The sequence below is a fragment of the Paenibacillus sp. EB106-04-04-XG159 genome (assembly GCF_058791835.1).
Map to the genome: position 1 here is coordinate 237,464 of NZ_JBYTDY010000001.1, position 14,258 is coordinate 251,721.

Here is a 14,258-nt window from a genome sequence, read left to right on the forward strand (position 1 = left end):
TATTTCCCTGTACCCTACCGTTACCCCCCTCTGGTTACTCAATTAGATGGACAGTCATGCGAGAGCAAGTTACCGGGCCATTACCCAGTTACAGCGCGCGAAACGCACAAGAGTGGTGAGATAGCAGGGAAAAACCGTGTTACAGAGGTAATGCGGCGGATGGACAGACATGTCCGAGCAAGTTACCGGGCCATTACCCTGTTACAGCGTGCGAAACGCACAAGAGTAGCGAGATAGCAGGGAGAAACCGTGTTACAGAGGTAATGAGGCGGATGGAGAGTCATGCCAGATCGAGTTGCCAGGCTATTTCCCAGTTACAGCGTGCGAAATGCGCAAAAGTAGCGAGATAGCAGGGAAAAACCGTGTTACAGAGGTAATGAAGCGTATGGACAGGCATATCATAGCAGGTGACCGAGAGGGGGAAGCGGCTGTGAGCGGCACAGGAAGTGCCGCATGGTGTGCGGCGCATGAATTGTAAAACAGCGCTGGTTTATGCTTTAAATTTGTGGAATTTATGTTAGTATTTCTATATTGTGATGACTTTATGGAGGTGGATGCATGCGCAATATGTGGCGCTGGCTGAGGCCTTACCGCAAGCCGTTTGCATTTGCAATCGCTATGCTGCTCGTAGAATTGAGCATTGAGCTCCTGCAGCCAGTTCTAATTGCTAGAGTGATCAACGAAGGCATTATGCCGCAGAGCCTGGATAGTGTGCTGCAATGGGGCGGCATTATGCTCGGCCTAACGACAATTAGCTTTACCTGCGGCATTATTAACTCGATCTTCGCAGCCCGTGTCGGGCAAAATGTCGGCTTCGACATCCGCAAGAAAATATTTGAACAAGTCCAATCCTTCTCGTACTCCAACTTCAATCAATTCCCTACATCAACGCTCATTACTCGGGTCACGAGTGACGTGACACAGCTTCAGAACCTGGTATTCATGGGGATGCGCATCATACTGCGCGCGCCGCTCGTACTTATAGGCGGACTCGTGATGGCGCTCCTAGTCAATGCCAAGCTCGCCTTTATTCTCGCTATTGTAACACCCGTGCTGTTTCTATTTTTACTGTGGATGATGAAAATGGCCTTCAGGCTGTTTCGCGCTGTGCAGGAACGATTGGATCGAACCAACGGCGTTATGCGAGAGAATCTGCTAGGAATGAGACTCATTAGAGCATTTGTGCGCAGCAGGCATGAAGTCAAGCGGTTTGAAGATGTGAACCAGGAGCTGATGGAGCACAACATGAAAGCGTTATGGATGGTCGAAACGACAGTGCCCGTGCTAACGCTAGTCATGAATGCATGCATCCTCTTCATCCTATGGTTCGGCAGCAAGCAGGTACATATCTGGGGCGGCGCCAACGTAGGTGAGGTTGTTGCGGTCATTAACTATGGGACTCGAATGATCGGGGCATTTTCCGTTATATCGATGGTCGTCATGACCATATCCCGCGCGAAAGCGTCTCTGCAGCGGATTGATGAGGTTCTCGATACGAAGGCAGGCATCGTTGAAGAAGAGAATGTGGATGCGAGTCGTCGCATCTCTTCTGGAGAAGTGGAGTTCGCTCAAGTCTCCTTCCGATACCCAGGCGCAGCTGAAGATGTTCTGAATACGGTCTCGTTTACAGCACAGCCAGGTCAGATGGTTGCGGTCATGGGAGCGACAGGCGCAGGCAAGTCCTCACTGTTTCAGCTCATACCGCGCTTGTACGATGTTACGGCAGGCAGCGTGAAGATAGATGGTACCGATGTTCGGAAAATGAAGCTGGACTCGCTTCGACGCGACATCGGCTTCGTGCCGCAGGAATCGCTCTTGTTCACCGGCACCGTGCAGGACAATATTCGCTGGGGGCGCGAAGATGCCTCGCTGGACGATATTGTGGAGGCGGCCAAGGCCGCTCAAATCCACGATACTGTCATGAAGCTGCCGCTGCAGTATGATACCGTGATCGGACAGAAGGGCGTCAACTTGTCCGGCGGTCAGAAGCAGCGGCTCGCGATTGCCCGCGCGCTTGTCCGCAAGCCGAAGCTGCTCCTGCTTGATGACAGCACGAGCGCGCTCGACGTGCGCACCGAAGCAAGGCTGCTCGCAGAGCTGCCGAAGCTGAACGGCACCACGCTGATCATCACGCAGAAGATCAGCGCCGCTATGCATGCGGACGCTATTCTGCTGATGGATGAGGGGCGTCTGCTCGCGCAAGGCGCGCATCACGAGCTCCTGAAGCAGTCGGGGCTGTATCGCCGCATCGTACATTCTCAGCTCGGAGAGGAGGCGCTGCCGCATGTCTAAGCCAGCAGCTTCAACGGCACAATCAAGCGGCGACACGAGCAACCTATCGCATCAAGCGGCGCATGCAGGGCCGCGCCCGCCGCATGGATCGGGAGGTCCGCACGGCATAGGCAAGCCGAAAGTAAAACCGAAGGATATGTTCGGCACCTTATTCAAGATATGGGCGTATCTATCGAGCGAGAAGACCAAGCTAGCACTTATATTATTCATGATCGTCCTCAGCTCCGCCCTTAAGCTGCTGGGACCCTATCTGCTCGGATATGCGATCGACCATTACATAAGCACAAAGGGCGATCAGGGATTGCCCCTGCTTGTAGGCGCGCTCGGCCTAACCTACCTCGGATATTCAGCTGCGACATGGCTGCAATCGATATGGATGATCAACATCGCCCAGCGCGCAGTATTTCGAATGCGCGCGGATCTATTCGCAGGGCTGCATCGCCTGCCAATCGCTTACTTTACGAAGCGTCAGCACGGCGAGCTGATGAGCCGGCTTACGAACGATATGGATAACGTGAGCCAGACATTGAACAGCTCCTTTATCCAGCTGTCCTCCAGTATACTGACCTTCATCGGTATGCTCGCCATGATGCTGTGGCTCAGCCCGCTGCTGACGTTAGTCAGCTTAATTATCGTACCACTGTTGTTTCTTGGTATGCGGTGGATTACGAACCGCACTGGTCCGTACTTCAAAGAGCAGCAGCGCGTGCTCGGCGAGCTGAACGGCTTCGTGGAAGAAACCTTCTCCGGGCAGAAGCTGGTTAAAGCCTACTCCCAGGAAGAGAAGGTGACTGCGCAATTCCTGGCGAAGAGCGAGCGTCTGCGCGCCACGGGATATTGGGCGCAGATGTACTCCGGCTTCATTCCGAAGCTGATGAATATGCTGAACGATCTGAGCTTCGCCCTTATTGCAGGCGCAGGCGGCATGATGGCGGTATATAATCTAATCTCAATCGGTGTTATCGTGACGTTTGCGGAATACGCGCGGCAGTTTACGCGACCGCTGAATGATCTGGCGAATCAGTTCAATACGTTCCTCTCTGCCGTTGCTGGCGCGGAGCGGGTGTTTGAAGTGCTGGAACAGGAGCCGGAGGCTAGTGATGAAGCCCATGCGAAGCCGCTTCAGCACTTACGAGGCGATATCGAATTCGACGGCGTATCCTTTGCGTACGATGCGGATGTTCAGACTGTCTCGGATGTATCATTCCATGTTGCTCCAGGACAAACTGCCGCATTAGTCGGACCTACTGGAGCGGGCAAATCGACGCTTGTCCAGCTTCTATCTCGTTTCTATGAGTTGAATAGCGGCCACATTCGAGTGGATGGAATGGATATCAAGGAGATTACACGAAGCAGCCTGCGAGGTCATATGGGCTTTGTCCTCCAAGACCCCTTCTTATTTGAAGGCTCCATTCGAGATAACATTCGATATGGACGTCTGGAAGCTACGGATGAGGAAGTGGAACTAGCGGCTAAGCAGGCTAATGCACATTCCTTCATCATGAAGCTGTCTGATGGGTATGATACGCGGTTAGATACCGAGGGAAGCGGCATCAGCCAAGGACAGAAGCAATTGCTGTCTATCGCGCGAGCGATCTTGGCGGATCCGGCTATTCTTATTCTGGATGAAGCGACGAGCAGTATTGATACCGTGACAGAGCTCCACATCCAAGAAGCGCTGTATCGACTGATGAAGGATCGAACGAGTATCGTCATCGCGCATCGTCTGAATACGATCCGGCAAGCAGATCAGATTCTCGTGCTTATCGATGGACAGATTCAAGAGAACGGATCGCACGATGAGCTGATGCGGCAGAAGGGATATTACAGCCAACTGGTGGAGGGGCAGTACGAGCAGCATGGGGCTTACACCTAATAGAGCAACTATTCATCCAGATGACCGTATTTCATAATAATGGAATCAAATGAAAGGTGTGATCCGATGAAGAGTATTAAGCCTGGACGAGGGCCGTCAGCGCAATCCGCTGCAGGAACGTTACGGCAGAGGGAAGATGACACCCGACAGAAGGCTCTCCGAGATTAATGACGATCTGAGCGGTCAACAGCCAGAGCCAAGAGCTTCCAATCGACGTTTCGAAGGGGATTATTGCCCGTATTGCGGGACAAAGGTGGAGTCGGACTTTGATTATTGTCCGAAGTGCGGAAAAGATATTTGATCATGTGATGCATTATTGACTGTTTCTGAAGTAGGCTCCTCTACCTCAGGGACAGTCTTTTTTTTTGGGTGCTGATTGAATTTTTTGATTCAGCAGGGATAGATATCCCGCTTTTTACTAGTATACTAGCGGATTTGTTACAAGATGGGTGTAGAACTAGTACAAGTAACGGATAGGTAACGTATTATGCATCACAAGTTCATATCCACAACAAATGGAAGGGGATATTTATCTCATGGAGAAAATCAGTTTTGTTATGTCTATGATAGGTAGAGTCGTTCGCATAGACAGAGGCGGCCCTGAGTCAAGAGTTGGGAAACTGATAGCGGTGAAGCAGGACTACTTGGCCATCGATCATAAGCGTGAGGGTGTCATTTATTACAACTCCGAACATATCAAGAGTATGACTGTGAATGGGTATTATTGCGAAGATCACGGAAAAGAAGATTGTTATCCTTCGTTTGATGAGCCATGCTTCATTGATGTTCTTAGCAATATGAAATACCGTACTGTGCAGATAAACCGAAGCGGTCCGGAGAAGGTTGTAGGTGTTCTGACATCAGTAGGTGATGATCGTCTGCTTGTCATCGTTAAAGGAGAGGTCGTTACGGTATTTACTTACCACGTTCGCAGCATCAGTGTTGTATGCAAGGAGAATGATGACTGTAAAGATGAAGATGATTATGAATATGAATATGAAGTTGAAGTTGACTGCGATGATGATGATGATGATGATGATGACGATGACGACAAAGACTGTGAAGACGATCATCATAAGAAGAAAAGCAAAAAGCGTAAAAAATGCAAGTACGAAAATGACGACAAACATGATAAAAAATGCCGAAAGCACGATAAGTAGTTACATTTACGATGACGAGGAATCTGGGTATACAACATAATTTCGTATATCTAGGTTCCTTCACTATTATGATATCGAACTAGTAAAACAGGCGAAGTGATTAGTACAGACATCTATAGGGATGAGTATATATGGATTATCAATGTCTGACTATGACAAATGAAAGGTGATAATCGCATGGTACAATCTCTTCTGAACAGCCAAGTAGGTATGGAAGTTAATATCAACAGAGGTGGTCCGTACTCAAGCCGAGGAAGGCTCTTGGCAATTAAAGAGGATCACCTGGTCGTCAAGACTGATGAGCATGGACCTGTATATTACCAGATCGAGAATATTGAGAGTGCGGGCGTGGACTCCCGTGAGGACCGATATGCACTGCCATCTAATGTGATGGAAGGTGATTGGTGCGAGGATGAGGTCTGCTTAGAAGATGTATATTACAACATGCGCTACTATGTGGTGGATATCAATCGCGGTGGTGCTGGGGCTGTTCGGGGCATCTTAATTCATTTCCTTGACGACTTCTTGCTTCTAGTGGATAACGACAAGATTGTAAACGTGTGTACTAAACATATTGTATCCATAAGCCGAAGTCGAGAAGTAAAGGCGATTCCTGAGCGTATAAGCTGTTCAATCGAGAAGAAATCTCGAGTGTCTGCTATACCCGAACAGCCAGCCGAACCTGAACCTATTCCTGTACCTGAATCTAATCCTGCACCTAAGTTGTCGTTGCTTCAATCTCAACAGGTCCAATCCCCAGATTCCCCGCTAGACATTTCTTCACCTGTCCATCAGGAAGTAGAGCCTTCTGTTCATGATCATGTGAAAGAACGCATTTCCCGAGAACCAGCTTTATCTGCTATTCCTATCGCTGCTGCGCCGGTGTCGTTATCCGGCATTATGACAGAGGATTATGATCTACCTGAAATGCAATATAGCCGTGAAAGAAGAAAGCGAACTCGGCGCTCACGACAGAAGGCTTATCCGAACAAATGGAATTCAAGAACTAAGCCAAGAAGTAAGTCTGAACACACAGATGTTCATTCGCTTATGTTCCAATTCAGCTCCAACAGACATGTGCAGCGTCGCATTGTCAACTCAACAGCGCTGCGTCAACAGACTAACAAACGTAATGTAGCACAATCAACGGTTCAGTCGCGGCAAGCTCACGTGCTTATAATCAATCCACGTATCTATGCGCCTCGCAAAAGAAGATGATGTATGTTGAGAACCGCTAGGCGATAACGGAACCTGCAATTTTCTTTTGGTCCTCTGTAACCGCTCATGGGATCAAGTCGGCGTCAAGCTGTTTACTGGACTCTGACTTGATCCTGTGAGTGTGGTTGCGGAGTTCGCAAGCAAAACATCGCTTTTTTGTGTGGGACTAGCCGTAAGTTTCGTCAACATCTATTCGTATCCGCGCATATATATCCATTTTTTAAGAAGGGGGTATTATGATGAACTTAATTAGCAGTTATATTGGGCAGCCTGTTGAGATCGAAGTAACAGGAAGCAGGCGATTAGCAGGCAGGCTTGTAGATTATGGACTGGACATCATCGTCATTTACGATGGCAGCAGGTATGTATACATCTCATCCTTGCATATGCAGCATATGAAGTTAATGAAAGAGAAGGATACAAGGATGATGGCTCCTCCAGATGAAGAACTGTTGAATGAGCGCGATATCTCATATCGAAAAACATTGAGCTGTGCTAAAGGACAGTTCATAGAGCTGTATGTGTCCAGCAACCAAACGATTCATGGATATATCACCAACGTGTTAACGAACTACTTCGTGTTTTATTCCCCAATCTACAAGACCATGTACATTCCTCTGATCCATCTAAAATGGCTGACGTACAACGTGAGCAGGAGAACCCCTTACTCATTAGATATGAGATTCTTGCCTGTGCAACCCTCTGAACTGACGCTAGCTAGAACGTTTGAAGAGCAGATGAAGAAGCTGGAAGGCAAGATTATCGTCCTTGATCTTGGACATGATATGCACAAGCAAGGTCTATTATATCGATTGGAAGGTAGTTTAATAGAATTGGTTACTGCTGATGAAGAGCGGTTGTTCAGCAGTATTCAGCATATACAGACAGTTCACTCTCCGTACATCTAGCTATCTAGCATTCACCTCTTTTTCGGACTAGTTATATTAGTTTAGTCAATTAAAAATATCAAACATAAGATAGAGTACAACCAATAGGAGGTGACCTGATATGACAGGTAAAGAAAAATTCGAATGCAAGTGTAAGTGTGAAAAGAAGAAGGAAAAGAAGCACGAGGATTGTGGATGCCACAAGAAGCGTAAGGAAAAGGATTGTGATTGCAAGAAGAAGCACGAGAAGAAGGAAAAGAAACGCCTTAAGTGCTGGTGTGAGTGTGAACGTGAACGCGAACATGATGATTGCGACGACGATGATTACGGCGACGATGATGACTTCTATTAATCCGATTACCAATTAAGCAGTATAAATGCTAGTGTATAAGCTGCAAGAAAGACCATGTGCCCTGCATGGTCTTTTTTGCATGTTCATTATTGTTGCCAAGTGACCCCTTACATAGAGGAGGTCGTGCGATTGTTGAGGTGCAGCTTACTCGGATGAGGCTCGCGGAACATCAGGAAGAAGCACAGAGCTGCTGTAACATACAGAATACCGGTAATGGAGAACGTTATCGCGTAGCCCCAATATGTGCCGTAATTTGTTATTAGCGCGGATTGCACACTGCCCATACTAGCCCAACCAAGCATAAATGCGGTTTGTGTAATAGAATTGGCGATCCCTCTGCGGCGATCCGATACACGATCTACCATGAGATTGGATTGAATCGGATTCGCTGCGTTCATCAGCGCTTGCCTGAATAGGAAGCTGAGAGACGCGATAAGCAATATATTCGTAAACCCTGTCAACAGCAGAAACGGCAGGGACAACAGTTGAAAATAAACGATCGCTCTGACCTGACCAACTCGTCCAACTAGCTTTGGACCGATCATCATAGAGATGATTGTCATCACTTGTCCAAGAGAGACAAGCAAGCCGACTGAGGTCAACGAGATGTCGAACCGATCGGTAAAGTACAGATTCAGGTAAGGTATGACCAAGCCTGAACCGAACCCAATTAGCAGCTGGCCTATTGTGAACTTGCCGATGTTGCGCCAATCTTCCCTAGCTTCATCGGCTGTATGTATAGATTTTGCGGCAACTGTAGAAATAGAAGCTTCTAATACGAATTCTGCTTTCTTCTCCTTCACGAATAGTAACGGGATGAAGGATAAGAAAGTGGCTATGCCGCCAAGCAGCAGGGAGGTTTGCAAGCTCTGTGTATGATCGATGCCGACCGCTTGCAAGCTGTCTGCTAAGATGCCGCCGCTAATGTTGCCAAGCACTTGAGCTGCCAGAACCATCGAGAAGTGCAGGCTGAACATGCGCAAGCGGCGCTCTATGCCTGTATTCTCTGCCAAGAACGGAACAGCCAATACTTGATAGAATGAAGCAAACACCCCTGTCCCGATCGCTAGCAGCTGCAGGTAGGGCTCTCCTTGTGCAAATGCGCGACTGATAAACAGTATGCCTGTGAATAGTGCGCCGGTCACAAGAAAAGGCTTGCGGCTTAATCGATCGCCAAGAAGTCCAATTGGAATGAATAGCAGTGCCGTCGCCAATGACTGTATGCTGACGATGCTGCCGTTCATCTCCTGACCGTACCCGAGCGACTTTATGTATAGGTTGTATAACACCGAGAACAAGCCGCTGCCGAATTGATAGAGGATATTCGATATAAAAAATAACTGGATATTCCGGTTCCAGCCCCTTATTTCAGTCATCAGATTGTGAGCAAATTGCATGATGGCGGTTTCCTCCATAATTCATTCAATAAGGATTGTACTATTGTATACTGCCATGTAAAAAAGAGGAAGGGAGAGAAGTCGTAGATTAAAGCAGTTAACAAGCGATATTTGAACGTAGCGACATACTTGCCAGTATAAACGGCGATTAACGGTGAAGAGAGGTGAAATGAGGCTGAAACCGAAGAGAAAGGAACTGATAAGCCGTACGAATAATGGGGAAAGCTGTATGAAGAGGTGATCGGTTATGTCGGAAGAACATTCATTATCTAGAGAACTGATTGAGACATTTGTTAAGTTCAATCGTGCGGAGTGGCAGCAGCGAATGCTCGCAGGACAGAAGCGCAGCGAGATGATGGTATTATTTGCGATTCAAGAGCAAGCAAGTGAAGAAGAGCCGGCTATGCGTGTTTCGGATATCAGCAGCTTGCTGCGGGTGACATCACCTACAGTGTCACAGCTGATTAACGCGCTGGAAGCGAAGGGATTAGTCGAACGAATAAGCGATTCCCAAGATCGCCGCGCTGTTCGAGTAGGTCTTACAGACGCAGGTAAGCAATTAACAGCGATCGGCAGACAAAGAGCTAGAGAGCATACTCAGGGGCTCATCGATTATTTAGGTGAAGAAGACGCGCAGAAGTTGGCGGAATTGCTGAATAAGCTGTTTGACTATCACAGTAGTATGAAGGAGCAGTATCGAGAGGAAGAGGACGTCAAGGAGAGTGGAAAGGAATGACGAGCTGATGAAGCAGCATGGCTTCTATGCGGACTCGTATAACAGACCATTCAATCGGGAATCTAAGACGATATAAAGGGATAAAGAACTATTCGTTTAGGCATTCTAATGGCAGCGCTGCTTGATTATGAAACGGTACGGTGTTGCGAGCAATCGGAAGCGGGCATGATGTTGGGACTCTGCTTAACACTGCATGCTGGTTCTACATAGGAGGCTGAGGATGCCGAATGATTAAACATAAGCTCATATTGGTAATGATGATGTTGCTGTTGGTTGTTGTTTCTGGCTGTACTTCCAGTTCATCCAACTCGACAGCCCAAAATACAAGCAATGATAGCCAGATCAAGGTATATAATACAGCGACTCCACCGCTTTCGGGCGGCAATGAAGAAACGACACGCAAAGAGGTTAAGCCGCTTACGCTGGAGCAGCTTCGGGTCAAGTACAAATCCAACATCGTGTTTAAGGGCCCGAGCTACCCTAAGCGCGCAGCGTTGACATTTGATGATGTACCCGATCGGAACTTTACAGTACAGGTGCTGGATGTCTTGAAGAAGTACCAAGTGCCGGCGACATTCTTCGTGGTGGGCAATAGAGCGGAGAAGAATCCGGACATAATACAGCGTCTGGTAAATGAAGGACATGTGCTGGGCAACCATTCTTATTCACACCGCAACCTTCCGAAGGAGTCGGATGCTGTATTCCATGAGGAAGTGCTGAAGACGCAGCAGGCAGTGGAACGAATTACAGGCGGCTATCGGATGAGATACATTCGTACACCATACGGCAACATCAATGAGGAGCAGCTCAAGTGGCTTGTCAGCCAGAAGCTGAAGGTGGTCAATTGGAACGTGGATTCCCTTGATTGGAAAGGGCTGAACGCAGATCAGGTGGAGGCCAATGTGATAAGCCATGTGAAGCCGGGCTCCATCATATTGCAGCATGGCGCTGGCGGTGTGGGCGAAGATCTTAGCGGAACGGTTCAAGCGCTGCCGCGAATCATTAAGCAGCTGCAGGATCAAGGCTATGAACTCGTGACGGTACCCGTATTGCTGGGTGATAAGCAGAAGTGAACAAACTTGGAACATGGCTAGGAAGATGTGAATCGCCCAATCAAACAACCGCGCTGTAGTCTTGGAAGAGTCCAAGAAATGCAGCGCGGTTATTAGCGTTTCGATCATCTATGTTGTTGCTTCAGCAGAAGCTGTGGATCTACCGTAAACCCTGATCATGATAATAGGATTAGTCCGTTCGTGCGTTAACATCCATATGCGCAAAATCTCCGAAATGGAACAGCCCCATATCGGTAAGCTTTAGTTCCGGTATAACAGGCAGACAGAGGAATGATAGTGTCACAAAAGGATGAAACTCGGTCGATGCCCCTACCTCGTGCAGCGCCTGATGCAGCGTCGCGAGCTGCTCGAGCACCGCCTCGTAGCGAGTGGTTGCGAGCAGGCCTGCAAGCGGCAGCTCTAATCGCGCGAGCACGCGGCCGTCTTTAATGACGGTGAGTCCTCCGCCCGATTCGCGCAGCGCTTCAATCGCGACCAGCATATCAGCGTCGTTCGTGCCCGTGACGACAAGGTTATGCGAGTCGTGCGCCACAGTAGAGGCGATGGCCCCAGATGAGAGGCCGAAGCCTTTCACGATGCCGAGGCCGACGTTGCCAGTTGCCTGATGGCGTTCGAACACGGCGATCTTGAGCTGATCCTTAGCAATCGAAGGCAGGAAGCAGCCGTCAGCCGTGTCCACCTCCTCGATGAGGTGGGACGTGATCAGGCTGTTCGGCGCGATGCCGATGATGTGGCAGCGGGCAGCTGTGCCTGGCGCTGCGGCTATCGGCAGCTGAAGCTGCTCGGCACCAATGCCGCCGGGCAGGTTCACCGTCGCCGTGAGCGGAGCTGGCGGCACGGCCGCGGGCAGCTCCGGCCCGACATAGCGGCCGTCCTCGGCGATGAGCCGACCGCCGCGGTATACGCGGTGGATCTGCACCTGCTCCAGATTATCGAGCAGGAGCAGATCGGCTTCGTAACCTGGTGCGATCGCACCCTTGGTTGTGAAGCCGAAGCATTCGGCCGCGTTCAGCGACGCCATCTGAATAGCGGTGAGCGGCGATAAGCCGCGCTGAATCGCGAGCCGCACGTTGTAATCGACGCTGCCTTCCGTGAGCAGCTCGTCTAGATGCTTATCGTCGGTGCAGAACACGATGCGGCGCGCATTGTGCGGCGTCACTACCGGGACGAGCGCCTTCACGTCCTTCGCAACCGACCCTTCGCGCATCATGATGTACATGCCGCGGCGCAGCCGTTCCAGCGCTTGCTCGGCGTCCACGCACTCATGGTCGGTGCGGATGCCGGCGGCGCGATACACATTGATCGCATCGCTGTCGAGCCCGGCGCCGTGCCCGTCAATGAAGCACTGCGCATCCGCGGCGTCAGCCAGCTTGCGCACCATGTCCGCGTCTCCCTTCGCCACCGAGGGATAATCCATCACCTCGGCGAGGCCGAGCACGCGCGGATGACCGTAGAACGGCCGCAGCTTATCGGCGGTCAGCTGTGCTCCGGCATGCTCGAACGGTGTGCATGGCACACAAGACGGCAGCATGATGCGCACATCAAGCGGCAGACCTTCAGAGGCATCCAGCATGTACTGGATGCCGGCCTCGCCGCAGACGTTGCCGATCTCGTGCGGGTCAGTTACCACCGTAGTGACGCCATGCGGCAGCACCACGCGTGCGAACTCGGGCGGAGTTACCATGGACGACTCGATATGAACATGAGTATCGATAAAGGATGGACAGACGTAGCGGCCATTGGCATCGACGATCTCTGCCGCCTGGTCGTAGCTTCCGATGCCTACGATGCGGCCGTCTGCGATTGCAATGTCGCCTTCGATAATGTCTAGATTAAATACATCAATGATCCTTGCGTTGCGGATGATAAGATCTGCTGGCTGGCGCTTGTTGGCCGCAGCGATCCAATGCTGAAGCTGCTGGTTGGTCGAATTCATAAGATGCTTTCTCCTTTGTTCATTATGATCAGTAGGAGAAGAAAGGCTGAATAGTGCGGAGTTCGCGTAAAGAAACCTTTCTTCGTAGTCAAACTATTCATGGTAGTTTGGTAGAGACTTCCGGACCATATTTCCGGTACTATACGAAGCAGTTGTAACAAATGAAGGTATTGAGTTGTACATCATCTTATCGGGAAGCGCGCACCTCGTCAAGCCAATGGAATTATTCAACATCAACTATCCTCAATTTGATCGCGGCGATCCTCGCGCGCTTGTGGGTGCTATGCTAATTCAATTGATAATACGTTCGGATGTGATCGCGAAGCGCATGCAACTGAGGATATGCTCCTAAATTATGAAGCATCCCTTCGATCAGGGGAAGACGGGGCTTATCTGCCTCCATCTCGTGCTGTAGAAGCTCAAGCGTCATGACTAGATGTTCGCTGCCAGATTGACGAACGGCGGAATCAATCGCCTGCTCAACGAGCTTCAACAGAATAGCCGAAGTGTCTCCTTGTTCAGTTGCTGCCCCATTCAGACAGTGCATATCCATCCATACATCGTTCATCAGCAACGGTTCTTCTTTCGAGCGGCACAATCCCTCTACAAGACTATCCATTCGATTCATGATATAGGCAGTCATATGCTGCGTATTGAGGTTGGCCCTATCAAATACGATCAGCTCAAAGCAAGCGGACATCATTCCATTCATCATCAGCGTAAGGTCATGTACATATGGGGTTATGATCTCTCCGTATACCTTTAGCAGATTGGTTCGGTAGAATCGATTGGTATCCGCCCGCATGCGATGAACAAATACAGCTATATCCTGGTTGAAGGGTATGGCAAACTCTCTAGAATGCATAATGATGAAGTCCTTATGGTGCTTGATTTCATCTAGTTGCACCTCAATCTGCCGCTGGAATTGTTCCCGAAAAGGCAGACCCTTGGCTTCCACTTCCATCACTCGCAGCTCAATCCGATGGCTGTAGTGCTGCAGAATGGCGAGCAAGAGCGCCTCTTTTGACGGAAAATAAAGATAGAAGGACCCCTTGGAGATCCCGCTCTCGGTAGCAATCTCTTGAATCGAAGTCGCCATGACACCCTTCTGGGCAAACAGCTTCATGGCTGTTTCAATGATCAGCTTCTCTTTCTCTTTCACAGAATACGCTCCTTCAAGAATACGATCTTCATTAAATCTTATAAGCACAATAATCAGCCCTTAGGCGGTTGACTGAAACTGACTAGTCAGTTATATTATGGGATGTTATGACCAGTCAGTCAAGGTGGGAACTATTTATCCAGGAGTAGAGATTCAAGGAGGAGAGAGC

Annotated in this window: 12 protein-coding genes and 1 riboswitch; of the genes, 9 read left to right on the forward strand and 3 right to left on the reverse strand. The window is 49.5% G+C overall.

Annotated elements, in window-relative coordinates:
- The first annotated feature begins 558 nt into the window (after positions 1–558).
- The 7 genes from AC3WTP_RS01105 (at position 559) to AC3WTP_RS01135 (ending at position 7,785) form a co-directional block, all read left to right on the forward strand.
- A complete protein-coding gene (locus AC3WTP_RS01105; protein ID WP_492392736.1) occupies positions 559–2,292 on the forward strand; it encodes an ABC transporter ATP-binding protein in 1,734 nt (577 codons plus the stop codon).
- A gap of 136 nt (positions 2,293–2,428) precedes the next feature.
- Positions 2,429–4,168: an ABC transporter ATP-binding protein gene (locus tag AC3WTP_RS01110; protein ID WP_492392952.1), complete on the forward strand. Its 1,740-nt coding sequence runs from the start codon at positions 2,429–2,431 to the stop codon at positions 4,166–4,168.
- A gap of 136 nt (positions 4,169–4,304) precedes the next feature.
- Positions 4,305–4,469 carry a DUF7577 domain-containing protein gene (locus tag AC3WTP_RS01115; RefSeq protein WP_492392737.1) on the forward strand — a complete coding sequence of 55 codons (165 nt, stop codon included), beginning with the start codon at positions 4,305–4,307 and terminating at the stop codon, positions 4,467–4,469.
- A gap of 235 nt (positions 4,470–4,704) precedes the next feature.
- Positions 4,705–5,328 (forward strand): hypothetical protein, encoded by a 624-nt coding sequence (locus tag AC3WTP_RS01120; protein WP_492392738.1) that lies wholly within the window; start codon positions 4,705–4,707, stop codon positions 5,326–5,328.
- A 177-nt stretch (positions 5,329–5,505) separates the two neighbouring features.
- Entirely contained in the window at positions 5,506–6,546 is a 1,041-nt protein-coding gene (locus tag AC3WTP_RS01125) for a hypothetical protein (protein WP_492392739.1), read from the forward strand.
- 236 nt (positions 6,547–6,782) lie between these two features.
- Positions 6,783–7,454 (forward strand): DUF2642 domain-containing protein, encoded by a 672-nt coding sequence (locus AC3WTP_RS01130; RefSeq protein WP_492392740.1) that lies wholly within the window; start codon positions 6,783–6,785, stop codon positions 7,452–7,454.
- A 100-nt stretch (positions 7,455–7,554) separates the two neighbouring features.
- Positions 7,555–7,785, forward strand: coding sequence for a hypothetical protein (locus AC3WTP_RS01135; protein WP_492392741.1), 231 nt, complete (start codon positions 7,555–7,557; stop codon positions 7,783–7,785).
- 107 nt (positions 7,786–7,892) lie between these two features.
- Here the strand turns inward: AC3WTP_RS01135 and AC3WTP_RS01140 are convergent, their stop codons facing one another.
- Positions 7,893–9,182 carry an MFS transporter gene (locus AC3WTP_RS01140; RefSeq protein ID WP_492392742.1) on the reverse strand — a complete coding sequence of 430 codons (1,290 nt, stop codon included), beginning with the start codon at positions 9,180–9,182 and terminating at the stop codon, positions 7,893–7,895.
- A 247-nt stretch (positions 9,183–9,429) separates the two neighbouring features.
- Here AC3WTP_RS01140 and AC3WTP_RS01145 point away from each other — a divergent pair, with 247 nt between their 5' ends.
- Together AC3WTP_RS01145 and AC3WTP_RS01150 are read left to right on the forward strand one after the other, a co-directional pair.
- Positions 9,430–9,918 (forward strand): MarR family winged helix-turn-helix transcriptional regulator, encoded by a 489-nt coding sequence (locus AC3WTP_RS01145; RefSeq protein ID WP_492392743.1) that lies wholly within the window; start codon positions 9,430–9,432, stop codon positions 9,916–9,918.
- Between the two features lie 227 nt (positions 9,919–10,145).
- The gene (locus AC3WTP_RS01150) at positions 10,146–10,991 is read left to right on the forward strand and encodes a polysaccharide deacetylase family protein (RefSeq protein WP_492392744.1); all 846 of its coding nucleotides are present in this window, start codon (positions 10,146–10,148) and stop codon (positions 10,989–10,991) included.
- 169 nt (positions 10,992–11,160) lie between these two features.
- On the opposite strand, the gene ade is transcribed toward AC3WTP_RS01150, so the two are convergent.
- Together ade and AC3WTP_RS01160 are read right to left on the reverse strand one after the other, a co-directional pair.
- Positions 11,161–12,927: an adenine deaminase gene (ade, locus tag AC3WTP_RS01155; RefSeq protein ID WP_492392745.1), complete on the reverse strand. Its 1,767-nt coding sequence runs from the start codon at positions 12,925–12,927 to the stop codon at positions 11,161–11,163.
- Positions 12,928–12,992: 65 nt separating this feature from the next.
- A riboswitch (purine riboswitch) is annotated at positions 12,993–13,094 on the reverse strand.
- Between the two features lie 119 nt (positions 13,095–13,213).
- The gene (locus AC3WTP_RS01160; RefSeq protein WP_492392746.1) at positions 13,214–14,089 is read right to left on the reverse strand and encodes a TetR/AcrR family transcriptional regulator; all 876 of its coding nucleotides are present in this window, start codon (positions 14,087–14,089) and stop codon (positions 13,214–13,216) included.
- Positions 14,090–14,258 lie beyond the last annotated feature (169 nt).